This is a genomic window from Ruegeria sp. CDSC045 (genome assembly GCF_059610725.1).
Genome location: NZ_JBXWOE010000011.1, coordinates 122,590 through 144,541, shown reverse-complemented (window position 1 = coordinate 144,541; position 21,952 = coordinate 122,590). Strand labels below are relative to the sequence as shown.

At 58.0% G+C, this 21,952-nt stretch carries 20 protein-coding genes; 9 read left to right on the top strand and 11 right to left on the bottom strand.

Annotated features, from left to right (window positions below; genetic code table 11):
- Positions 1–89 precede the first annotated feature (89 nt).
- Both AC2FH6_RS17815 and amaB read left to right on the top strand, forming a co-directional pair.
- Positions 90–1,196, top strand: a complete 1,107-nt coding sequence (locus AC2FH6_RS17815; protein WP_496692672.1) for a saccharopine dehydrogenase family protein — start codon at positions 90–92, stop codon at positions 1,194–1,196.
- Between the two features lie 18 nt (positions 1,197–1,214).
- Entirely contained in the window at positions 1,215–2,711 is a 1,497-nt protein-coding gene (gene amaB / locus AC2FH6_RS17810; RefSeq protein ID WP_496703792.1) for an L-piperidine-6-carboxylate dehydrogenase, read from the top strand.
- Between the two features lie 38 nt (positions 2,712–2,749).
- Here amaB and AC2FH6_RS17805 read toward each other — a convergent pair whose 3' ends face one another.
- Complete coding sequence (locus AC2FH6_RS17805) at positions 2,750–4,327, bottom strand: DUF5928 domain-containing protein (RefSeq protein ID WP_281973851.1); 1,578 nt, start codon at positions 4,325–4,327, stop codon at positions 2,750–2,752.
- 142 nt (positions 4,328–4,469) lie between these two features.
- Here AC2FH6_RS17805 and AC2FH6_RS17800 point away from each other — a divergent pair, with 142 nt between their 5' ends.
- The gene (locus AC2FH6_RS17800) at positions 4,470–5,288 is read left to right on the top strand and encodes a sulfotransferase family protein (protein WP_142638414.1); all 819 of its coding nucleotides are present in this window, start codon (positions 4,470–4,472) and stop codon (positions 5,286–5,288) included.
- Between the two features lie 185 nt (positions 5,289–5,473).
- Here the strand turns inward: AC2FH6_RS17800 and ilvD are convergent, their stop codons facing one another.
- Positions 5,474–7,306: a dihydroxy-acid dehydratase gene (gene ilvD / locus AC2FH6_RS17795; protein WP_496692675.1), complete on the bottom strand. Its 1,833-nt coding sequence runs from the start codon at positions 7,304–7,306 to the stop codon at positions 5,474–5,476.
- 107 nt (positions 7,307–7,413) lie between these two features.
- Here ilvD and AC2FH6_RS17790 point away from each other — a divergent pair, with 107 nt between their 5' ends.
- The 4 genes from AC2FH6_RS17790 (at position 7,414) to AC2FH6_RS17775 (ending at position 10,362) form a co-directional block, all read left to right on the top strand.
- A complete protein-coding gene (locus AC2FH6_RS17790; protein WP_142638464.1) occupies positions 7,414–7,971 on the top strand; it encodes a helix-turn-helix domain-containing protein in 558 nt (185 codons plus the stop codon).
- A 2-nt stretch (positions 7,972–7,973) separates the two neighbouring features.
- Positions 7,974–8,243: a CBU_0592 family membrane protein gene (locus tag AC2FH6_RS17785; protein WP_496703791.1), complete on the top strand. Its 270-nt coding sequence runs from the start codon at positions 7,974–7,976 to the stop codon at positions 8,241–8,243.
- 80 nt (positions 8,244–8,323) lie between these two features.
- Positions 8,324–9,178, top strand: coding sequence for a 3-mercaptopyruvate sulfurtransferase (sseA, locus tag AC2FH6_RS17780; protein ID WP_496703790.1), 855 nt, complete (start codon positions 8,324–8,326; stop codon positions 9,176–9,178).
- Positions 9,178–10,362, top strand: coding sequence for an amino acid aminotransferase (locus tag AC2FH6_RS17775; protein ID WP_496703789.1), 1,185 nt, complete (start codon positions 9,178–9,180; stop codon positions 10,360–10,362). The genes sseA and AC2FH6_RS17775 overlap by 1 nt, the downstream gene beginning before the upstream one ends.
- A gap of 64 nt (positions 10,363–10,426) precedes the next feature.
- On the opposite strand, the gene AC2FH6_RS17770 is transcribed toward AC2FH6_RS17775, so the two are convergent.
- On the bottom strand, positions 10,427–11,749 hold the full coding sequence (locus AC2FH6_RS17770; RefSeq protein ID WP_281973849.1) for an ammonium transporter: 1,323 nt from the start codon (positions 11,747–11,749) through the stop codon (positions 10,427–10,429).
- Positions 11,750–11,782: 33 nt separating this feature from the next.
- Complete coding sequence (locus AC2FH6_RS17765; RefSeq protein ID WP_496694078.1) at positions 11,783–12,121, bottom strand: P-II family nitrogen regulator; 339 nt, start codon at positions 12,119–12,121, stop codon at positions 11,783–11,785.
- Positions 12,122–12,379: 258 nt separating this feature from the next.
- On the opposite strand from AC2FH6_RS17765, the gene AC2FH6_RS17760 reads away from it, so the two are divergent.
- Positions 12,380–14,563, top strand: coding sequence for a transglycosylase domain-containing protein (locus tag AC2FH6_RS17760; RefSeq protein ID WP_496703788.1), 2,184 nt, complete (start codon positions 12,380–12,382; stop codon positions 14,561–14,563).
- Between the two features lie 209 nt (positions 14,564–14,772).
- Here the strand turns inward: AC2FH6_RS17760 and AC2FH6_RS17755 are convergent, their stop codons facing one another.
- The 3 genes from AC2FH6_RS17755 to AC2FH6_RS17745 form a co-directional block, all read right to left on the bottom strand.
- Complete coding sequence (locus tag AC2FH6_RS17755; protein ID WP_496703787.1) at positions 14,773–15,168, bottom strand: hypothetical protein; 396 nt, start codon at positions 15,166–15,168, stop codon at positions 14,773–14,775.
- Between the two features lie 207 nt (positions 15,169–15,375).
- On the bottom strand, positions 15,376–16,479 hold the full coding sequence (gene leuB / locus AC2FH6_RS17750; protein WP_142638396.1) for a 3-isopropylmalate dehydrogenase: 1,104 nt from the start codon (positions 16,477–16,479) through the stop codon (positions 15,376–15,378).
- Between the two features lie 141 nt (positions 16,480–16,620).
- Positions 16,621–17,514 carry a LysR family transcriptional regulator gene (locus tag AC2FH6_RS17745; protein ID WP_496703786.1) on the bottom strand — a complete coding sequence of 298 codons (894 nt, stop codon included), beginning with the start codon at positions 17,512–17,514 and terminating at the stop codon, positions 16,621–16,623.
- Between the two features lie 86 nt (positions 17,515–17,600).
- Here AC2FH6_RS17745 and AC2FH6_RS17740 point away from each other — a divergent pair, with 86 nt between their 5' ends.
- Positions 17,601–18,500 carry a sugar nucleotide-binding protein gene (locus tag AC2FH6_RS17740; RefSeq protein ID WP_496703785.1) on the top strand — a complete coding sequence of 300 codons (900 nt, stop codon included), beginning with the start codon at positions 17,601–17,603 and terminating at the stop codon, positions 18,498–18,500.
- A gap of 6 nt (positions 18,501–18,506) precedes the next feature.
- Here the strand turns inward: AC2FH6_RS17740 and AC2FH6_RS17735 are convergent, their stop codons facing one another.
- The 4 genes from AC2FH6_RS17735 to AC2FH6_RS17720 all read right to left on the bottom strand — a co-directional run bounded on the left by AC2FH6_RS17735 (position 18,507) and on the right by AC2FH6_RS17720 (position 21,924).
- Positions 18,507–19,532 (bottom strand): endonuclease/exonuclease/phosphatase family protein, encoded by a 1,026-nt coding sequence (locus AC2FH6_RS17735; RefSeq protein WP_496703784.1) that lies wholly within the window; start codon positions 19,530–19,532, stop codon positions 18,507–18,509.
- The gene (locus tag AC2FH6_RS17730; protein WP_496692682.1) at positions 19,529–20,359 is read right to left on the bottom strand and encodes a hypothetical protein; all 831 of its coding nucleotides are present in this window, start codon (positions 20,357–20,359) and stop codon (positions 19,529–19,531) included. The genes AC2FH6_RS17735 and AC2FH6_RS17730 overlap by 4 nt, the downstream gene beginning before the upstream one ends.
- A 362-nt stretch (positions 20,360–20,721) precedes the next feature.
- Positions 20,722–21,327, bottom strand: a complete 606-nt coding sequence (gene leuD, locus AC2FH6_RS17725; RefSeq protein WP_142638386.1) for a 3-isopropylmalate dehydratase small subunit — start codon at positions 21,325–21,327, stop codon at positions 20,722–20,724.
- Positions 21,328–21,369: 42 nt separating this feature from the next.
- On the bottom strand, positions 21,370–21,924 hold the full coding sequence (locus tag AC2FH6_RS17720) for an HdeD family acid-resistance protein (protein ID WP_271950915.1): 555 nt from the start codon (positions 21,922–21,924) through the stop codon (positions 21,370–21,372).
- Positions 21,925–21,952 lie beyond the last annotated feature (28 nt).

The following is a 21,952-nucleotide window of genomic DNA, read 5'->3' as shown; positions in this document are numbered from 1 at the left end:
GCGATAGTTTTGACGTTTTCGTCAAGATTGCCTCTGCAGATTGAACAACTGTGCCTTCATACTTTCTGAAACGAAAGAGGAGGCGCGTTTTGAGCTGGAATATCTGTGTCATCGGAGCAGGCAAGATCGGTCAGATGATCGCGACTTTGCTGCAATCTTCATCCAACTATTCTGTCACGGTTGCCGACCGCGATCTGGCGGCGTTGTCCGTGCTGAATCGGCAGGGAGTTTCGACCCGCCAGATTGATGTCAGCGATGAAACGCAGCTGGCTGAGGGTCTGAACGGTTTCGATGCGGTTATCTCGGCGGCTCCGTTTTTCCTGACCCCACGGATTGCCAAAGCCGCCAAATCGGCCGGCGCGCATTATTTTGACCTGACCGAAGATGTTGCCGCCACCAACGCAGTGCGCGAGTTGGCCGCCGACAGCGAGACGGCGTTTATGCCGCAATGCGGGTTGGCACCGGGTTTTGTCGGCATCGCCGGCGCGGCCTTGGCTGCCGAGTTCGATACGCTGGACAGCCTGCATATGCGGGTCGGGGCGTTGCCGCTCTATCCGACCAACGCGCTGAAATACAATCTGACATGGTCCACCGACGGGCTGATCAACGAATATTGCAACCCGTGCGATGCCATCGTGAATGGCGAACGAGTCAAGACCGCACCGCTGGAGGATTACGAGCGTTTGGGTCATGACGGGGTGGAATATGAATGCTTCAATACCTCGGGCGGGTTGGGCACGTTGCCAGAAACCCTGGACGGAAAGGCGCGGGACGTGTCGTACCGATCGATCCGCTACCCGGGACACCGTGATATTCTGCGTTTGCTGCTGAATGATCTTGGATTGGAACGTCGTCGCGACCTGATGAAGGAAATCTTCGAGACCGCGCTACCGCGAACCGATCAGGATGTGGTTCTGGTTTTTTGCACTGCAAAAGGCAAGATCGATGGGGCTCTGCGCGAGAAATCCCTGATCAACAAATCTTATGCCCGTACCCTCAATGGTCAGGTCTGGAGCGCCATTCAGGTCACCACTGCTGCCGGTGTTCTGGGTGTGGTTGATCTGATGCGAACGGGTGCTTTGCCCGGCAAAGGGTTCGTGCGGCAAGAGCAGGTGAACCTGTCTGATTTCCTGAACACCGAATTCGGTCAGCTTTATCGCACCGGGGACATAACCAAACAGAACAAGGCGGCCTGAGATATGAAAGACATCGCTATGACAGCCCAAACAACCCTTGCAAATCTGGACCTGACAGCCGCTGAGCTGATGGGCGGCACGCTGGCTGTACGCTCGCCCATTGATGGCGGCATTCTGGCCGAGGTACATGAAACGCCTGCGTCAGGGATGGGCACGGTGTTTGCCAATGCCAAGACGGCATTCAAGGCGTGGCGCACGGTTCCAGCCCCACGCCGGGGCGAACTGATCCGCCTGCTGGGCGAGGAATTGCGCGCCGCCAAAGACGATCTGGGTGCGCTGGTCAGCTGGGAAGCTGGTAAGATCACCTCGGAAGGTCTGGGTGAAGTGCAGGAGATGATCGACATCTGCGATTTCGCCGTCGGCCTGTCGCGCCAGCTTTATGGTTTGACCATCGCATCTGAGCGCCCGGGCCACCGGATGATGGAAACGTGGCACCCGGCAGGGCCGGTGGGCGTGATCTCGGCCTTCAACTTCCCGGTGGCGGTCTGGTCGTGGAATGCCGCGCTGGCGCTGGTCTGCGGTGATCCGGTGATCTGGAAGCCGTCTGAAAAGACGCCTTTGACCGCGATGGCCTGCCAGAAGATCTTTGAACGTGCACTGGCCCGATTTGGCGATGCGCCCGACCACCTGCTGCAGACCCTGATCGGAGGTGCCGCGCTGGGCGAGGCGCTGGTGGCCAGCGAGGACGTGCCGGTCATTTCGGCGACCGGGTCCACACGGATGGGCCGTGCCGTAGCCCCCATCGTGGCGCAGCGGTTCGGGAAATGCATTCTCGAGCTTGGCGGCAATAACGCGATGATCGTGGGCCCTTCGGCCGATCTGGAAATGGCCGTGCGTGCGATTGTCTTTTCTGCTGTCGGCACAGCCGGTCAACGCTGCACCACGCTGCGCCGTCTGATCGTTCACAACTCGATCCGCGAGGAGCTGGTGAGCCGGTTGAAAAAAGCCTATGCCGGTCTGCCCATCGGCAATCCGCTGATCGAAGGCACTTTGATCGGTCCGCTGGTGGACGAAGCCTCGGGCGCGGCCATGACCGCTGCGCTGGACGCTGCAAAGGCCGAAGGCGGCGCAGTCTTTGGTGGCGACCGCGTGACCGAAAACGTCCCCGCCGGTGTCTATATGCAGCCCGCGATTGTCGAGATGCCTGGCCAGACAGCAACCGTAAAGACCGAAACCTTTGCGCCGATCCTCTATGTCATGGGGTACGACGCGTTCGACGAAGCCATCGAATTGCAAAATGACGTACCGCAAGGTCTGTCGTCTTGCGTATTCACTCTGAACATGCGCGAGGCCGAGCAATTCCTGACCGCAGCGGGATCGGATTGTGGCATTGCCAATGTCAATATCGGGCCATCGGGGGCCGAGATCGGTGGCGCATTTGGTGGCGAGAAGGAAACCGGTGGCGGGCGTGAAAGCGGCTCGGATGCGTGGAAGGCCTATATGCGCCGTCAGACCAACACCGTGAACTACTCAGCCGAGCTGCCGCTGGCGCAAGGCGTCAAGTTCGACATCTGATCGTGCTGTCGGCGGTACCTGATGGTGCCGCCGGCTCATCAATCTGCAAACAAATAATCCAATCGCATGATGGCCTGCGCCTGTTCCTGTGAAACATTCAGAAACCGGACAATGGCGTCTTCGTTTTCTGTCCGGTCGCTGGTTTCCCGCAGGCGTGCATGTCGATCCTGCGCGGTGCCCCGGATCAACTCGGATTCGTATTCCATCGCGTTGTGCAAAGTTGGGACAAGCCGTGCCACGGTTTCGGTCGGGCTGTCCTGACCGGCCAACCCCACACGGCGGGCGTGGCCGATCAGGTAATCGTCGGAATATTCACACTCGACTTCAAGCACATGGGTTTTGACCTGATCTGCACAGAAGTCCTGAATGATTTCGATATCTGAGGGATCGATGCATAGAACCAGCCGGTCGGTTTCGAAACTGTCAAACAGCATCCGCACAAGAGCACGCCGGTGGCGGGACCGTTTGAGCAAGGTCGTTTCGATGCCACCCAGATCGGGCAGAGCCGTATCCTGTTCGTTGAACAGATACTCGACACAAGGGATATCGGTTTCGGATTTAATCTGATCGACCAGACGCTTGGCCACATGCCATTTCTTGCATACGATCAGGAAAACATCGCGGTCCGGTCCCAGCGTATTTCCGGCCTCCCAGAACCTTTGCTTGTGGCGGCGTCCGACGCGCCCTCTTGCGGTTAAGAAACTATGGAGATTGCGGCCTTCATCCGAGATGTGAAAATCCACCCCATCCGCAGAATAGAGCTGGCCCAACCGGTCCTTCAGCTCATGTGCCTCGGGGCTGATTTTGCGGGCGAACAGAAAATCCTGCCCTAACAGCATGTCGTAATGGTCGTTATAGAATGTCACGGGCATTCCGTAGTCCGAGAACATCAGGAATGTGAGCGTTCGATTGTCGATCTCTTCACGGGGAACAAGGTGGCGGACAAGCGTTTGAAAGAAAGTCTCATCCGGTATCCAGGTGGTCGAGAAAAAGCGGATTACGTCCGGGCGCTGGGCCAGGAATTCAAAGATCATTTCAACAGTATGACGGCGCAGACACCACCACTGACTGCCGATCATGACCTGGATGTCAGCCGGAACCTCGCGGGTCAGACCAAGTTTTTTCTGTACGTCATAGGATGTATAGAATCGTCTGCTCTGGGTGCGTTCATTGAAGAAATGGCGATAGATCAGCCGGTCTTCTTTCATGCCGGTCTTGATCCAGTTACTGGCAAAAAAGTCGTGGCTTTCGACAAAATCCCTGTCGTTGTCGTTCAGGAACTGATGCGCGTATTCCGCTGTTTTGATCGCCATACAATCCCCTGACAGCATGTAGAAATGCGTCGCGCGGGGAAAGGCCTCGAGGGCGGCTTGCACTGCGTTCAATGTGGCCTGTACCAAAGACCACTCGCCCCAACCGCATTTGATGCGTTTGGTTGCAAAAGTGACATTCGAATTGGCCTGAAGAGCGCCCTGAATGCGTGCATAGGCCTCGCGACTTGCGCGGGCGTCAAAATGTATGGCCATGCAATCGCCAGCGGCGGTTAGCTGCTCGGCCTGCGCAATGATTGCGTCAGGGTCCTTGTGGCACAACAAAATGTAGGCAATTTTTGCCATTTCAGTTCTTTGTTATCCGTTTCTGCCCGGTTCCCTCTGTGATACTGATGATGAGCGATTGAATAAACAGATTATTTTTGGTTCTGTAGATACAAAAGCAGGCGCGAATAGTGAGTTACGACCTGTTGAGGAGGCGCAGAAAATGGGTTTTCCCGGTACATGGATGACCGAGAGCGAGAGCATGGTTTACCGTGTTGTCCCGAAATGTGCATGCTCAACCATCGGGCAAATCATGTATTTTTCGGATCATGGCCGGTTTTTTGACGGCGATATCCACGATGCCAAGGACGGGATGCATAAATGGGCGTTCGGTCCCAGCCAGGAGCCGATTTCGACAAATGTCCGAAATCATAACTCCTTTTCTTTCACCTGCGTGCGGAACCCGTACACGCGAATTCTCAGTTCGTTTTTTGATAAGATCTGTGGAATTCAACGCAACGGCAAACGGTATCGCGGCAATCTGGTGCCGACGCTGATCTACAATTACGGCATCGAGGTTGGCGGAGAGGACGGTCAGGGTGATTTCGACCAGGTCGCCAGTTTCCGCAGATTCCTGTTATTTGCTCGTGACACGATCAGGTGGCGCCGGCCCATGGATCCGGATATCCACTGGTCCGCCATGTCTGGCCATGTGTCGACCTTTATTGCAAATGGCGGACGATATGATCGCATCTTCTGGACCGAGAAGTTCAACGATGGGATGCAAGGTGTTCTGAGCAACCTGGACACGCCACACAAGGTGGCCCTGTCCGAAATCCCGCGGTTCAACGAATCCGAAGGCCACGGACCCAAACGAAAGCATCCTGTCGAGGACTATTTCGACGACCTGTCGATGCATCTTGTCTACGAGATCTACAAACAAGATTTCGATCTGTTCAAATACGATTTTGAAGATCCGGCCAACAAGATGCCGATCGCCGAGATTGATCTGGATGAAGTCCACGCCAAGCTTGGGGATTGAGCTGGAAATCACCTTCTCCCGCCCATCGGCAATGTATCTTGCGAAACATCTCCTCTGGTTGGGCCTGGCGCCGCGTTATGCGCCGCGCCAGGCCCAAGACCGAAGCCGATAGCGCCAGAAGGCGCGGGAGCGCTTTGGGAATTGATTGGGCCGGATCACTTGATTTGGTGTCCGGCCCTTATGTCTTAGACCTCCCGCACGGCCCCTTTTGCCGCGCTGGTTGTCAGTTTGGCATAGGCTTTGAGCGCGGTTGAGACTTTGCGCTTGCGGGGCGCTGCCGGTATCCAGCCTTTTGCATCCTGCTCCTGGCGTCGTTCGGCAAGCACTTCATCTGAGACTGCCAGATGGATCGAGCGGTTGGGGATGTCGATCTCAATACGGTCACCCTGGCGCACCAGTCCGATCTCGCCACCTTCGGCCGCCTCGGGTGAGACATGGCCGATCGACAGGCCGGAGGTTCCACCCGAGAACCGTCCATCCGTCAGCAAAGCACAGGCTTTTCCCAGACCTTTGGATTTCAGGTAAGACGTCGGGTACAGCATTTCCTGCATCCCCGGACCGCCGCGCGGGCCTTCATAGCGGATGACCACCACGTCGCCCTCTTTGACCTTGCTGGTCAGAATGTCGTTCACAGCCTGATCCTGGCTTTCGCAGACATAGGCCGACCCGGTGAAGGTCAGGCTGGCCGGATCGACACCGGCTGTTTTCACGATACAGCCGTCGCGGGCAATATTGCCGAACAGAACCGCCAGACCGCCATCCTGGCTGAACGCATGTTCTTTCGACCGGATCACGCCGCCTTCGCGGTCGGTGTCCAGCTCTTTGTACCGGTTTGACTGGCTGAAGGCCTGCGTGGTGCGCACACCGCCCGGCGCGGCCTTGAACAAGTCTTGCGCCTTGGGGTTGTTGGCCACCTTGATGTCCCAATTGGCAATCGCCTCACCCATCGTGCCGGAATGGACCGTGCTGCAATCCTCGTGCAGCAGCCCGGCGCGGCTGAGTTCCCCGAGAATTGAGAAGATGCCACCGGCGCGGTGGACGTCTTCCATATGCACATTTTCGGTATTGGGTGCGACTTTGCACAGGCAGGGCACCTGACGGCTGAGACGGTCCATGTCGGTCATGGTGAAATCCACCTCGCCCTCATGCGCGATGGCCAGCAGATGCAGCACCGTGTTGGTCGATCCGCCCATGGCGATATCCAGGCTCATTGCGTTTTCGAACGCATCGAACGTGGCGATTTCGCGCGGGAGGAAGCCTTTCTCGTCCAGATCATAGTGCCGTTTGGTGATCTCGACGATCCGGCGACCGGCTTCAAGGAACAGCTCTTTGCGGTCCGCATGTGTGGCCAGAGTCGAGCCGTTGCCCGGCAGCGCCAGACCCAGCGCCTCGGCCAGACAGTTCATCGAGTTGGCGGTGAACATGCCCGAGCACGACCCGCAAGTCGGGCAGGCGTTTTCCTCGATATGCTGAACCTGCTCATCGGTGAACTTGTCGTCAGCGGCGGCCACCATAGCGTCCACGAGGTCGATCTTTTTGGCGTCCAGATCGGCGATGTCGATCTTGCCCGCCTCCATTGGCCCACCCGAGACGAAAATGGCGGGGATGTTCAGGCGCATCGCGGCCATCAGCATGCCGGGCGTGATCTTGTCACAGTTCGAGATGCAGACCATCGCATCAGCACAGTGCGCGTTGACCATATATTCAACAGAATCCGCGATTACCTCACGCGAGGGCAGCGAATACAACATCCCGTCATGGCCCATGGCGATACCGTCATCCACCGCGATGGTGTTGAATTCCTTGGCAACACCACCCGCGGCCTCGACCTCGCGCGCGACCATCTGGCCCAGATCCTTCAGGTGGACATGGCCCGGCACGAACTGGGTGAACGAGTTGACGATGGCGATGATCGGCTTGCCGAAGTCATCATCCCCCATGCCGGTCGCGCGCCACAGGCCACGGGCACCGGCCATGTTGCGGCCATGGGTTGAGGTTCTGGATCGGTACAAAGGCATGATGCTGTTTCCCTATTGCCTCGGGTTGCATGTCTTGGGGTTTGTGCGTTATAGCGCACGTACCACATGTGCGCTATAACGCACAAGAGGATTCGAAAGACATCATCATGGCACCGGACGAGATCACGCTGAAATTACGGGACATGCGGGCGGCATCCGGGCTGAGCCTGTCCAAAGTCGCCGAGATGACAGGCGTCAGCAAAGCCATGCTGGGGCAGATCGAGCGTGGCGAATCCAGCCCGACCATCGCCACTTTGTGGAAGATCGCCAAGGGGTTCCAACTGCCGCTGAGCGCGCTGATTGAAACCGCGAATGGGGACCCCTCTGTTTTTCAGACCGTGACTTTTCCGGGCAGCATCGAGGTCAAGATCGTCTTTCCGTTTGATTCCGCGCTAGGGGCCGAAACCTTTCACGTCAGTCTGACCCCAAACCAATGCCACGAGTCGCCCGCGCATGCGGCGGGCGTGACCGAAGAGGTCTTTGTCCTTTCCGGTACGCTTGAAATTCTGCGTGGCGAGGCCTGGGTGCCGCTAAACGCTGGACAGGGGCTGCGTTTTGCCGCCGATCTGCCGCATGGCTATCGTGCGGGCGCGCAGGGGGCTGCGTTTTTGAACATGCACCATTATGGGCAACACAGCGAGTTTCCTGAAAACGGCAAGGGCTGATCATGACTGCGTTTCTTGACACTTTGACCATCGCGGATGGAATCGGCTCAATCGGGGCGATGATCGTGGTTGCTGCGTATTTCGCCACGCAGATGCGGATGATGAGTTCCGACGACCTGGCCTTTCCAGTGGTAAACCTGTTGGGGTCGATTCTGATCGTCTATTCGCTGTTTGAGAACTTCAATTTGGCCTCGATGCTGATCGAATCCTTCTGGATTTTGATCAGTCTGATCGGGATCGCTCAGTTTTTCCGCCTCAGGCGGGCCCGTTAGCGGTACAGGCCGCCATCCAGCCTTGAACAGACATGCGCGCGCGTATAGGGACAAACCAAGCGCGCATAGGGGAGGCATTGATGCAGGACGATCCCAAAACCCTCGTTTCAACCGAATGGCTTGCGGCCCATCTCAAGGATCCGGACCTGCGGGTCCTGGACGGATCATGGTATCTGCCGCAACACGGACGCGACGCCAAAGCGGAATATGACGCGACCCATATCCCCGGCGCGCGATTCTTTGACATTGATGATATTGCCGATCTTCGGTCGGACCTGCCGCATATGGTGCCTCCGGTCGAGAAATTCATGTCGCGCCTGCGGGCGATGGGCGTGGGGGATGGCCATCAGGTGGTGGTCTATGACGGCTCGGGGCTGACCTCGGCTGCGCGGGTCTGGTGGATGTTCCGCCTGATGGGGCAGGACAACATTGCCGTGCTGGACGGTGGCTTGCCGAAATGGCTGGCCGAGGGGCGAGAGGTTGAAGACCTGCCGCCTGTTATCCGCGACCGCCACATGACCGTGCGGGTTCAGAACCATCTGGTGCGTGATGTCACGCAGGTATCTGCCGCAGCCAAGCTGGGGGATCACGAGATCATCGACGCACGCGCAGCCGGTCGCTTCGCGGGTACCGATCCCGAGCCGCGCGAAGGGCTGCGGTCTGGTCGTATTCCCGGATCACGAAACGTCCCCTTCGGCACATTGCTGAACAAGAATTACACGATGAAATCGCCCGAGGAATGCCGCGCCATTTTCGAGGCCGCTGGCGTCGACCTGTCGAAACCGGCGATTACCTCATGCGGGTCGGGTGTGACTGCCGCGATTCTCAGCCTTGCGCTCGAGCGCATGGGCAAGAAAGACCACTCGCTTTATGACGGCTCCTGGGCTGAATGGGGTGCCTTCCCGACCCTGCCCGTCGCAACCGGAGAGACCTGATGTTTGAACATCTCAAACCGCAACCTGCCGACAAGATTCTAGCGCTGATGCAGATGTACCGCGAAGACCCGCGCGATCAGAAGATCGACCTGGGTGTTGGCGTCTACAAGAATGCCGAAGGCATCACGCCAGTGATGCGCGCGGTCAAGGCCGCCGAAAAGCGCATTCTGGAAGAGCAGGAAAGCAAGGCCTATACCGGTCTGGCTGGTGATCCGGCCTATGCGGATGCGATGATTGACCTGATCCTGCGCACATCGGTGCCGCGTGGCAACATTGCCGCTGTGGCTACGCCCGGCGGCACTGGCGCATGCCGTCAAGCGTTTGAGATGATCCGCATGGCCAACCCTTCGGCCCGCGTGTTCGTCTCGAACCCGACCTGGCCGAACCATCTGTCGATCCTGAATTACCTGGGGATCGAAGCGGTTTCATACCGCTATTTCGATGGCGAGACTCGTGGCGTCGATTTCGACGGCATGATTGCCGATCTGAAAACCGCCAAGTCGGGCGACGTGGTGTTATTGCACGGCTGCTGCCACAACCCGACCGGGGCCAACCTGAACCTGGTGCAGTGGCAGGAAGTGGTGACCACCATCAACGAGCTTGGCCTCGTGGCGATGATCGACATTGCCTATCAGGGTTTTGGCGACGGTCTGGAAGAGGATGCGCAGGCGACCCGCCTTGTTGCTTCTTCGGTCAAGGAATGCCTGATCGCGGCGTCGTGTTCCAAGAATTTCGGCGTCTACCGTGAACGCACGGGCCTATTGATGGCAATCAGCGCAGATGCGGGACAGACCGCGTTGAACCAGAGCACGCTGGCCTTTCTGAACCGCCAGAACTATTCATTCCCGCCCGACCACGGCGCGCGCGTGGTCACCACGATCCTGACCGACCCCGTTCTGCGGGCCGATTGGGAGGCCGAGCTGGAAGAGATCCGCTTGTCCATGCTGGGGCTGCGCCAGCAACTGGCCGATGAGCTGCAACGCCACAGCGGCTCCGACCGGTTCGGCTTTGTCGCCCAGCATCGCGGCATGTTCTCGCGCTTGGGCGCGGCACCGGAACTGGTGGAACAACTGCGCGCTGATCACGGCATCTACATGGTCGGCGACAGCCGTCTGAACATTGCCGGGCTGAATGCCAACACGGTTCCGATTCTGGCCAAAGCGATTATCGACGTCGGAGTTTAAATCTGCGGAAAAAAAAGAAACCCGGGCGACACCGCCCGGGTTTTTTGTTGGATTGGGTTGGATATCAGCCCTTTGAGAACTCTGGGTACGCTTCCATGCCCAGTTCCGCCATGTCCAGGCCGTTGATCTCATCCTCTTCGCTGACTCGAATGCCGACGGTGGCCTTCAGGATCGACCACAGGATCAAAGCGCCGACAAAGGTAAACAGACCGTAGGCGAGGATACCCAACAGTTGCGTACCCAGGCTGGCTTCGCCGTAAAAGATCACGGCGATGGTGCCCCAGATCCCGGCGAACAGGTGAACCGGGATGGCACCGACAACGTCGTCGATCTTGAACTTGTCCAGCATCGGAACCGCAAAGACCACGATGATGCCGCCTACGGCACCGATCCACAGCGCGCCGAATAGCGTCGGGGCCAGCGGTTCCGCAGTGATTGACACCAGGCCGGCCAGCGCTCCGTTCAGCACCATGGTCAGATCAGGCTTTTTGTACAGCAGCTGTGTCAGGATCAGGGCTGCCACTGCGCCTGCCGCTGCGGCCATGTTGGTGTTAGCAAAGATCCGCGACACGTCGGATACGTCACCCACGGTTCCCATCGCCAGCTGCGAGCCGCCGTTGAAGCCGAACCACCCCAGCCACAGGATGAATGTCCCCAAAGTGGCCAGCGCCAGGTTCGAACCGGGCATCGGATGAACCTTGCCGTCTTTGTACTTGCCAATCCGCGGACCCAGGATCAGGGCACCTGCCAGAGCCGCCCAGCCGCCAACCGAATGCACGATGGTCGAGCCGGCAAAATCCGAGAAACCAGCCTCGGACAACCAGCCGCCGCCCCACTGCCACGAGCCTGAGATCGGGTACATGACGCCGGTCAGAACAATCACGAAAACCAGGAAGGGCCACAGTTTGATACGTTCAGCTACAGCACCCGATACGATCGACGCGGTTGCAGCCACAAACACCAGCTGGAAGAAGAAGTCCGAACCAACCGAAGCATAATCCAATGCCGCGGCGTCAGCACCCACGCCCACCGGATCCAGGACCGTGGTTTTGAAGAACGGTCCAACCCACCCCGCGATGGTCCAGCCGTCGCCGGGGTACATCAGGTTGAAGCCGATCAGCCAGTACATGATCGCGGCAAACGAAAACAGCGCCACGTTCTTGATCATCTGCATGGCCACGTTTTTCGACCGCACCAGCCCGCCTTCGAGCATGGCAAAGCCGGCGGCCATGAAGAACACCAGGAACCCTGCCATCAGAAACAGCAGCGTGGTGAAGATGTATTGTGTGTGCAGCGCGGCTTCGCCGGTGGCGGCCTCCTGCGCTAGGCCAATCTGCGGCAGCGCGACGATCGCGGCGGCAGGGATGAGAGATTTCATCAGGTTCATTGTCAGTCCTCGAATAGTGTTGAGTGGGGGCGCTTACAGCGCCTCTTCGTTCGTTTCCCCGGTCCGCACGCGCAGGGCCTGCTCAACGTCGAGGACGAAAATCTTGCCGTCGCCGATCTTGCCGGTCTTGGCGGATTTGGTGATGGTTTCTACGATCTGGTCGGCCATCATGGCGGGCACCACGATCTCAAGCTTGATCTTGGGTACAAAGTTCACCGCGTATTCGGCGCCGCGATAGATTTCCGTGTGCCCCGATTGCGAGCCGAAGCCCTTGATCTCGGTTACCATCATGCCGCGTATGCCCGCGTCGGTCAGTGCCTCGCGCACCTCCTCGAGCTTGAACGGTTTGATTGTTGCAATAATCAGTTTCACGCTGTTCCCCTCTGCTTCCCCGGTCTGTCCGGCGTGTTTGCACCTGCAGAAAAAGAGCGTGCCGAAGCTGTGTAAGGAACGGTTCAGTGGTCAAATTCGGGAGGAATTGGTGAGTGAGTGCACAATTTTTGCACAGATTCTGCATATCGACTAAATTATAGGCGAGTTAGAGAGGGTGTATTCCGGAAATTCAGACCTCTACTTCATCGGTATAGCAGGGTATGGTGCCTCAAAACGATAACCGGGCAGAGTTTGAGCATGACTGAGTCCAGGCGCCGCAAGGCACCGCTTGTGGCGGACAAAAGATACGCGTCGAAGGGGCGAAAACCCACGGCGACCAAACGCACTGCGAAACCCGCAGGCAAAAAGGCTGCGGCGCGCAAAACGACAACCCGCAAAAGCACACGGAGAAAGACACGCCGGAAATCCGGCGGTGGTGGTGGCTTTTTTCGCCGGTTGTTTCGCTGGGTCTGGCGCCTGATCTGGGGGGTAAGCTGGCGCGTGGGCGCTGTGGGCGCTCTGTTGCTGGCGCTGGCTGTCGGGGTTGTCTATACCTCTTTGCCTGATGTCGATGCTTTGCTAGACGGGCGCGCGCGCGGGTCGGTCACGTTGTTGGATCGGGATGGCAAAGTCTTTGCCTGGCGTGGGGATCAGTTCGGCGGGGTAATCACCGCGGACACGGTTTCTCCGTATCTGAAAAATGCAGTGGTCGCCACCGAGGACAAGCGATTCTACCGCCATTTCGGCGTCAGTCCTCGGGGTGTCGCTAGCGCTGTGCGTATCAACCTGCGCGAAGGACGCGGGCCTTTGTCTGGCCATGGCGGGTCGACGATCACCCAGCAGACGGCCAAGCTGTTGTGTCTGGGCGTGCCTTATGTGCCCAGCGAATGGGAGTCTGAGGCCGCCTATGAGGCTGATTGCCGTCAGGGATCCCTGTGGCGCAAGGGCAAAGAGGCTGTCTATGCGATGGCGATGGAGGTCAAATACTCCAAGGATGAAATCCTGACCATCTATCTGAACCGCGCCTTCCTGGGATCTGGCGCACGCGGATTTGAGGCCGCAAGCCAGCGCTATTTCGGAATCTCCGCAGCCGAGGTCAGCCCCTCGCAGGCGGCGATGCTGGCCGGTCTGCTGGTGGCGCCGACGCGCTATGCGCCGACAAACAACCTGCAACGCTCGCAGGATCGGGCGCAGTTGGTGATCGGGCTGATGGAGGCGCAGGGCTATCTGTCCTCGGCCCAGGCCAGTGGCGCGCGCAGCAACCCAGCGCAACTGTCCGAGGCTGCGGCTGCACGCGCCGGTGGGTATTTTGCCGATTGGGTCATCACGGAATTGCCCAGCTTTTTCGGCTCGGACACCACCGATGATGTGGTGATCCGAACCACGCTGGACCAGCGCCTGCAGAAATCCGCAGAAGAGGCGTTGAAATACATCTTTGAGGAAAAGGTGCGCGAAGGGTCCAAGGCGCAAGCTGCCATCGTGGTGATGTCCGCAGATGGGGCCGTGCGGGCGATGGTCGGCGGGCGCAAGACCCGCGTATCGGGCGCATTCAACCGGGCCACACAGGCGCTGAGGCAAACCGGATCATCCTTCAAACCCTTCGTTTATGCCACCGCGCTGGAACTGGGCTATTCGCCGCTGGATACGGTGGTGGACGAGCCCTATTGCATCAATATCGCCGGTTCGGGGCAATGGTGCCCCAAGAACTACACCAACAAGCATTATGGGCGCGTCACGCTTGCTGATGCCCTCAAGAACTCGTTGAACATCCCGGCCGTGAAAGTGGCCGAGGTTGCCGGTCTTGAAAATGTCCGTACCGTCGCCAGTGAGTTCGGCATTGAAAGCAATCTGGCCGAGGGACCCGCGCTGGCGCTGGGCGCATCGGAAAGCACGCTGATCGAGATGACGGGGGCCTATGCCGGTATCCTGAATGGTGGCTCAGCGGTTGAGCCCTATGGGTTGACCGAGCTGAAGCTGCTGGGAGACGACGCTCCTCTGATGGCGACGAGCACCGGCATCGGTGAGCGGGTGATCAACGATAAGGCTGCCAAGCAACTGACCTGGATGATGGAACGTGTCGTGTCCGAAGGCACGGGCGGGCGCGCGAAACTGCCCGGCTGGCAGGTGGCAGGTAAGACTGGCACCACGCAGGCGGCGCGGGATGCCTGGTTCATCGGGTTCACGGCCGATTACGTCGCCGGGGTCTGGATGGGTTATGACGACAACACCCCCCTGTCCGGCGTGACCGGCGGCGGGTTACCTGCGGAGATTTGGAAAGAGACGATGGTGCGCGTGACCGAGGGGATGACACCCTCTCCGCTGCCAATGCTGGCCCCCGATCCGCCCGTCCGGCAAGAGCAACCCAGGCGTCAGCGCCGCAATCAGGGCAATGGGTTCGAAAATGCGATCAACAACCTACTGAACAACATCTTTGGCAACTGATGTAGGCAAGGAAAAGTCGGCGCGCAGGGTCAGCCAATGACAGCACATGGTGCAGAATGCGCGATTTGCATCCGTATCAACGTGAATTCCATCTCTGAACTGCTCTGCCGCTACCAACATGGCAATTTCTGATATGCGGACTTTGCGGTCATTTGGAACAAACCCTCAAATGGCTGCAGTGTTTGACGAAACGAGACGGGCTATGCGACCTAGGACACTAGCAGAAACGCAATAAGTGCGACCAATCCAATTGAGCTAGCCCAACCTAAAAGCGAATAAAAGAACTTAAGTCCATCCAGCTGTAGCATCACATAGTCTCCCAATCGCATGTTTCGCTTATGCTTCCAACGATCAAAAATCAGAGGAAAAGCCGCCGCAAGACCGTGTGCCAGCCCGGTGGGGAGTAAGAGTGACATCACTCCGACACCAAATACACTTGCGGCTACTCCTGAGACGGTCCAAGTGTTGTCGAGAGCCTGAGAAACAGCACCCAAAGTGATTGCGGCGGCAAAAACAGACACCAACATCATCAAGAATGCACCTAATCGCTGCATAGGTGTTTCAGGTGATCCCCACGCCCAAAGACACAGAACCTTTTCGAACATTGAGTTTGGTAAACCTCATACTGCTTCCTAGCCAACTCGTCATAGCGGCCATTCGTTCCGTTCGCAGCATTTGTTGCGAAGGGCTCAATGCAGACTAACGTCGTCCGTGGCAAGAGCCCGAGCAGACTACGTGCCAGTGATCCACGCCATCGGCTATAGTTGGGCGGCGCATCTGGCGCCGCCTCTATTTTCGGGTGTGACCTCTGATCAGAGGCTGTCGTCCAGCGCCGCCAGAATCGCGTCGCCCATTTCCGTGGTGGAAACCGGCGTGACGCCTTCATCCGCCAGCAGGTCGCCGGTGCGGACGCCATCAGCCAGGACTTTTTCGATCGCAGCTTCCAGTCGGTCAGCCTCGGCCCCCTGATCGAAGCTGTAGCGCAGGGCCATGGCAAAGCTCAGGATACAGGCGATCGGGTTGGCTTTGCCCTGACCGGCGATATCGGGGGCGGAACCGTGGACCGGCTCGTACATCGCCTTGGGGCGGCCATTGGCCATTGGTGAGCCCAAGGAGGCGGACGGCAGCATGCCCAGTGAACCGGTCAGCATCGCGGCACAGTCCGACAGGATGTCACCAAACAGGTTGTCAGTGACGATCACATCAAACTGCTTGGGCGCACGCACCAGCTGCATCGCGCCATTGTCGGCATACATGTGGCTCAGCTCGACCTCGGGATAGTCCTGAGCGACCCGGTTTACGACTTCGCGCCATAGAATGCCGGATTCCATGACATTGGCCTTTTCCATCGAGCACAGTTTCTTGTTCCGGCGCATCGCCAGCTCAAAAGCCGAGCGTGCGGCGCGTTCGATCTCGGATTCGGTATAGCGCTGGGTGTTGATGCCGACGCGTTCATTGCCTTCCTCGAAGATGCCGCGCGGCTCACCGAAATAGACGCCCGAGGTCAGCTCGCGCACGATCATGATATCCAGACCGGCAACGATGTCTTTCTTCAGCGACGAGAAATCCGCCAGCGCGTCAAAGCATTGTGCCGGGCGCAGGTTCGAATACAGGTCCATCTCTTTGCGCAGCCGTAGCAAGCCGCGCTCGGGCTTGAGGCTAAAATCCAGATCGTCGTATTTGGGTCCACCAACAGCACCCAGCAGAACTGCGTCCGCCTCCTGCGCCTTGGCCATGGTTTCGTCCGACAGCGGTTTGCCATGGGCGTCATAGGCGGCACCGCCGACCAGATCCTCGCTCACGTCGAATTCCAGGCCGCGCTTGGCACCGAACCAGTCGATGATACGGCGCACTTCGGCCATGACTTCGGGGCCAATTCCGTCTCCGGGCAGGATGAGGAGCGAGGGGTTGGACATGAAGGATCTCCTTGCGTTTGACAGCAAAGGCCCTAGCGCCTGCGCCGCATCGGGTCAATGAGACGAACCGGCCTAAACGCAGGTTCCGGACGGGAAATCGGGTTTCCGTGCCCTTGCTACGTCACGGATAGTGTGAATCGGTCAGAGATCGGCCTTTATCCCTTCGGCCAACATATCCCAGACTCGTCGGATTCGTGTCGTTTGCCGCATCGCCTGCGGTGCGGCAAGCCAAACCGGCAGCGCAGGGATTTCGACGTTTATGTCCAAAACCTCTACCTCTGGGTCGGCCTCGGCAACTCTCACGGCGCTAAAACCGATACCGCAGCCCGCGCGGACCAGTTCCCAATAGGCAGTCTGAAAGTCGCAGCGTGTGGCAAAGCTGTCCCGGTTCACCGGCCAGCCCATTTCGCGCATGCCGATAATGATCTGCTCGTTCGCATCAAACCCGACAAGGTCATGGCTCAACAGATCGTCGGGGGAATTGGGGCGGCCGGCACGATCCAGATAGGACCGGCTTGCGCAAAAGCACAGTCTGATTTCCCCCAGATGTTTCGTGATGATGTCCATCTGTTCCGGCCGAAACATCCGCACTGCGATATCGGCCTCGCGGTAGAGCAGGTTCTCGGTGGCATCGGTGGCGACCAGTTCCAGTTGTATCGCGGGTTCTTCTGCCCGTATTTGGGCCAGAATCGGCGGCAGCAGGTGATGAGAGGCAAAGACCGACGCGGTGATGCGCACCGACCCTTCCAATTCCTGAGACTGGCCTGCGGCCGCTAGGCTGAACGCGTTCATGGCTACGTGCATCTGTTGCGCCATCGGGAAAAGTTGCGCCCCAACTTCGCTTAGCTTCAAGCCCCGCGCATGCCTGTCAAACAGCGAGACGCCAAGCTCATCCTCAAGTGCGTGGATCTGGCGACCCAGGGTGGGCTGGCTGCGGTTCAACTGCCGGGCAGCGGCAGACAAAGATCCGGTTTCCGCTACGGCCAGAAAGCTTTGGATCAGAGACCAGTCAGAGTGGGTGATAGATTTGTCCATTCAAAAATGAATACATGTTCTGCGTTTGGCGGCAATTCCTGAATTGAACTGAATGGCTCATATTAGATGGACAAGAGGAGGCTTATATGACGGGAACAGTCCTTATTCTGGGTGCGACGGGTCGGTTTGGACGCAATGCCGCAATAGCTTTTCGCGAGGCGGGCTGGACCGTACACTGCTTTGATCGCAAGACGCAGGACCTGAAGCGATCTGTCGAAGGGGTGGATGTTGTCGTCAATGCCTGGAATCCGGCCTATCCGGACTGGGCGCGACAAGTCCCCGAACTGCATCGTGACGTGATCAATGCGGCAGCGGATCACGGTGCAACTGTGATCCTTCCCGGCAATGTCTATGTTTTTGGCGCGCAAACGCCGGGGCCATGGTCGGGTGCAACACCGCATGCGGCGCATAATCCCCTGGGCAGGATCCGGGTTGAGATGGAAGAAGCCTATCGAAAATCCTCGGTAAGAACGATTCTTCTCAGGGCAGGTGATTTCATTGACACTTGCGCCTCGGGGAACTGGTTCGATCAGGTCATGATCAAGCCTTTGGCACGCGGCAAGATGGTTTATCCCGGTCGCCCGGATATCCCACACGCCTGGGCCTATCTGCCCGACCTGACCCGAGCGGCCGTTGCGTTGGCTGATATCCGCCAGGACCTTCCCCGTTTCTGCGAGGTTCCTTATGCCGGGTTTACCCTGACCGGCCGGGATATTGCGCAATCCTTGTCGCGGGTGACCGGTGCCGAAATAGCTGTCAGCCCCATGAAATGGTGGCCGATTCAGGCACTGCGGCCTTTCTGGAAGTTGGCGCCACATCTGGTTGAGATGCGCTATCTATGGGATCTGCCGCATAGTTTGGACGGCGCATTCTTTGACGACCTTATCCCAGGATTTCAGACGACCGACTTGGACGCGGCGATGGCTTCTGGGATCCCGAAAACAGCCAAGCAAAACGCGACCTTGGTCAGAACTGCCCGGGCCTGACCAGCGTTAGCGATGTCCCAGGTCCACCCAGACAAGCCGGTGCCGGCTGGCCTGTTCGGCGATTGCGCGCAAGTCTGCGCCCGTGTCGGGCCAAAAGATGCCTGCATCCACAACGCGTAGATCTGCCGAGGGCAGAACGTAATCAACCCGCATCTCTCCGACGGCTTTCCACTCAACCGTGGCCAATGCCCCCGAGGGGGTGGCAGGCCTTGCATCCTGCAACCGCGGGTCTGCCAGCAAGCCCTGGATAGCCTCTTTCCGGCCTTCCCCGCGCGTGGGGTCCAGATTTGCATCCCCAGCAATCACGAAGGGCCCGAGTGGGGCAGGGCCCAGAGCACCGTCCAGCACAGCGTTCCACAAGCGAATTTCGTCACGATTGCGCAACCCGTTCCGGTCCTCGGGTCCGTCGAAAACGGGCGGGGTCGCGTGAAATGTCATCAGGTTCAGGTGGCCGATCGGGGACTCGATTGGTACGATCCAATGTGCCACCGAGGACAGTCGCTGAATGCGCTGGGCGGCTTCAGAGGGAAATGGCGTGCCATCGACCGTCGGCAGATCAGCCCCCGGCAGGTCGCGCCACAGTACTCCCGAGAAATCCTGCACGTCATGGCCTATGGGAAACCGGGACAGAATGGCCAGCCCGCCCCGACCGGTGAACTCGCCATAGCCTTGGGAATCTCTTGGTCCATTGGCCTGCCCGTCCCCGTCCAGATCCAGACTGGTTTCCATTCCTGAATTAGGCTTGGCGGTAAAGTGATAGGGATAGTCCAGCCCCTCGTCGTGCAGCGCCTCACCGAATGCGGTCAGCGTTTCGCCATTGAGATCCCAGTCGATGCCCTGCAAGGCAACGATATCGGGTTGGGTTTCCATCAACACCCGCATCACAGCACGAACCTGCGCATCCCCGCGCCGGATATCGCGCAGCAGAATGCCCGGTCCTTTACGGCTGAGTTCGGTGTTGAAGGTGGCTATGCGTATCGTCTCTGCCTGTGCTGCGAATGGCAGCAAAAGCAGCAGAAAAACACGAATCATGCGGTCTGTGTTGTTTCAGTCGTAGAATAGGCGCGGCGTTTTTCGACAATCAGGTTTGCAATGCGCAGTGTCGCCATTCCTCGCATGATCATGCTAGCAGGCAGAAAGGCCCAAGCGCTCAACGTCCAGATCAGCGTCTGGGGGCTGTTCAGCGAGATCGGGCTCACATAATCGGTCAGGATCTTGATCAGAGCCGGGATTACAAACGGCAGCAGGACGCCGATCGAGATGTTCAACCGTCCATCACGCTGCAGACGGGTCACGACATCGCCACCCTTGGTCGGATCGAACAGCGGCAGATTGGTCCAGACGTTGAAGGCTCCGTTTCCGGTGGGCCAACCACGTATTTTCACCGCGTAGTAGAAACTGGCGATTGTGACCATAGCTGCGACATAGGCCACACTGGCAGCGATACGAACAAGTTCGATCAGCGGCGCGCTTGCGTTGACAGGCAGCATCAACACGATCAGACGCACGGGTGAATAGGGGAAATCGACCACATTGGCGACGCCCAACCCGATCACATAAAAACCTGAGGTCAATTCTGTCGGCGAATAGGCGTTTTTGCAGATCAGCGTCAGGAAAGCGACCATCGAAACCAGCCCAACAAAGCGCAGGCGGTTCACTGGTGGTGCGTCGCGAAATTCAATAAAGCTTGGGAAGGCCGAATTATATTCGGCGAAGGTCAGGAAAAACGCGAGAATGGCGAGAAAGACGACAATCTCGGTCCCATTCGTTGATGATACGGGCAAGTACAACGCGGGTGTCAGCACCAAAAGTGCAACCAATATTCCCCGAATTGCCGCCCCTGTTGTGCGCGCAATCACTATCCGAACCCTTTCAAACTGGATTAGCCGATTCTTTGCCGACTTCATTCCAACTTGTGCCTGCCACGTTACCGTTGCAGCAGATGTCATCTCTCACCAATGTTTTGCCATGGTGGGTGCCTGTACCCGCCGACATTGGCGATAAGCGACATTTCGCTCAAGCCAGGTGGCAGAAAACACTCAATTTTGGGCAAAATGATGGCGCAACTGGTGCGGGATTGCATCATTTTTGACGCAAATCCGACGTGTGTTTCAAGTCGAGACCTATATGTAGTGGTTTCGCCGTTCAGAACCCCAAGAAGGCGAATGGGGACGCCGTGGCGTCCCCATAAAGTTGAGTATCAACAGATTCGTTCCCAGAATCACACCCAGGGGCGTGCCTGGCCCGCATGATCCTCGAATTTCTCGATGTGATGGTCTTTTTCCATCGTCAGGCCAATATCGTCCAGACCGTTCAGCAGGCAGTGCTTACGATGAGAATCCACCTCGAATTCGATCACGACACCATCGGATGTGGTGATCTGCTGATCTTCCAGATGCACGGTCATGCGGGCGTTTTCGCCTCTATGCGCGTCTTCCATCAGAACTGCATGATGTTCTTCCTCGACCACGATGGGCAGGATACCGTTCTTGAAGCAGTTGTTGAAGAAGATGTCGGCAAAGCTGGTCGAGATCACAACCTTGATGCCGAAATCCTTGATCGCCCAGGGCGCGTGTTCGCGCGATGAGCCGCAGCCGAAATTGTCGCCGGCCACCAGAATCTCGGTTTGCCTATAAGCGGGTTTGTTCAGAATGAACTCTTCATTCTCACCGCCGTGATCATGATAGCGCATCTCGTCAAACAGTACGACGCCAAGGCCGGATCGTTTGATCGTTTTCAGGTGCACTTTCGGAATGATCATATCGGTGTCGATATTGATCAATGGCATCGGGGCGGCCACCCCGTGGACTTTGTCAAACTTTTCCATGTCTACACTCCTGCGGGGGAGGGCCGCGCCCATGCCCCGCGTTTAAGCTTGTTTCGCTTCAGTTGTTTCGCCTTTGGGTGCGTCTTTGATGAAGAGCGCCATGAAGACCAGGCCCAGACCGTTGAACACCATTTCGATCCCCAGCAGGATGCCGAGCAGTTGCAACAGCACGACGGGATCGGTTGCTGCGAACCGCCAGATGAGCATCGCCAGAACAATCGACATCACGCCCGAGATCAGTGTCGCCCAGAAATACTGCGTACCTTTCATCTGGAACGACAAAATGACCCGCGCAATACCGCCTGCCATGAACAGGATCAGGCAGACCGTGGCCAGCGTCACGGTGCCCTGCAGCGGGTGATCCAGGAAGGACCAGCCCAGAAACAGCATCACCGCACCCATAATAAGCGACAGGATCTTGTTGCCGGTGCCCTCGACGGTGAACCCGCCGACCACCTGCAATGCCCCTGAAATCAGCAGCAGTACGCCGGTCACCACCGTTACGGCAATCGACGCCACTGCAGGCGCACCCAGCACAAAAAGGCCGAACACTATGGACAGAAGCCCCATCAGGAGCCATTTGATCCAGTCACTCATGTCTTAAATCCCTCAAATATCCAGTTAT

Coding starts and splice junctions, on each gene's coding strand:
- amaB (WP_496703792.1), top strand. CDS start 1,215: ATGACAGCCCAAACAACCCTTGCAAATCTGGACCTGACAGCCGCTGAG.
- AC2FH6_RS17805 (WP_281973851.1), bottom strand. CDS start 4,327: ATGGCAAAAATTGCCTACATTTTGTTGTGCCACAAGGACCCTGACGCA.
- AC2FH6_RS17800 (WP_142638414.1), top strand. CDS start 4,470: ATGGGTTTTCCCGGTACATGGATGACCGAGAGCGAGAGCATGGTTTAC.
- ilvD (WP_496692675.1), bottom strand. CDS start 7,306: ATGCCTTTGTACCGATCCAGAACCTCAACCCATGGCCGCAACATGGCC.
- AC2FH6_RS17790 (WP_142638464.1), top strand. CDS start 7,414: ATGGCACCGGACGAGATCACGCTGAAATTACGGGACATGCGGGCGGCA.
- AC2FH6_RS17785 (WP_496703791.1), top strand. CDS start 7,974: ATGACTGCGTTTCTTGACACTTTGACCATCGCGGATGGAATCGGCTCA.
- sseA (WP_496703790.1), top strand. CDS start 8,324: ATGCAGGACGATCCCAAAACCCTCGTTTCAACCGAATGGCTTGCGGCC.
- AC2FH6_RS17775 (WP_496703789.1), top strand. CDS start 9,178: ATGTTTGAACATCTCAAACCGCAACCTGCCGACAAGATTCTAGCGCTG.
- AC2FH6_RS17770 (WP_281973849.1), bottom strand. CDS start 11,749: ATGAACCTGATGAAATCTCTCATCCCTGCCGCCGCGATCGTCGCGCTG.
- AC2FH6_RS17760 (WP_496703788.1), top strand. CDS start 12,380: ATGACTGAGTCCAGGCGCCGCAAGGCACCGCTTGTGGCGGACAAAAGA.
- AC2FH6_RS17755 (WP_496703787.1), bottom strand. CDS start 15,168: ATGTTCGAAAAGGTTCTGTGTCTTTGGGCGTGGGGATCACCTGAAACA.
- leuB (WP_142638396.1), bottom strand. CDS start 16,479: ATGTCCAACCCCTCGCTCCTCATCCTGCCCGGAGACGGAATTGGCCCC.
- AC2FH6_RS17745 (WP_496703786.1), bottom strand. CDS start 17,514: ATGGACAAATCTATCACCCACTCTGACTGGTCTCTGATCCAAAGCTTT.
- AC2FH6_RS17740 (WP_496703785.1), top strand. CDS start 17,601: ATGACGGGAACAGTCCTTATTCTGGGTGCGACGGGTCGGTTTGGACGC.
- AC2FH6_RS17735 (WP_496703784.1), bottom strand. CDS start 19,532: ATGATTCGTGTTTTTCTGCTGCTTTTGCTGCCATTCGCAGCACAGGCA.
- leuD (WP_142638386.1), bottom strand. CDS start 21,327: ATGGAAAAGTTTGACAAAGTCCACGGGGTGGCCGCCCCGATGCCATTG.
- AC2FH6_RS17720 (WP_271950915.1), bottom strand. CDS start 21,924: ATGAGTGACTGGATCAAATGGCTCCTGATGGGGCTTCTGTCCATAGTG.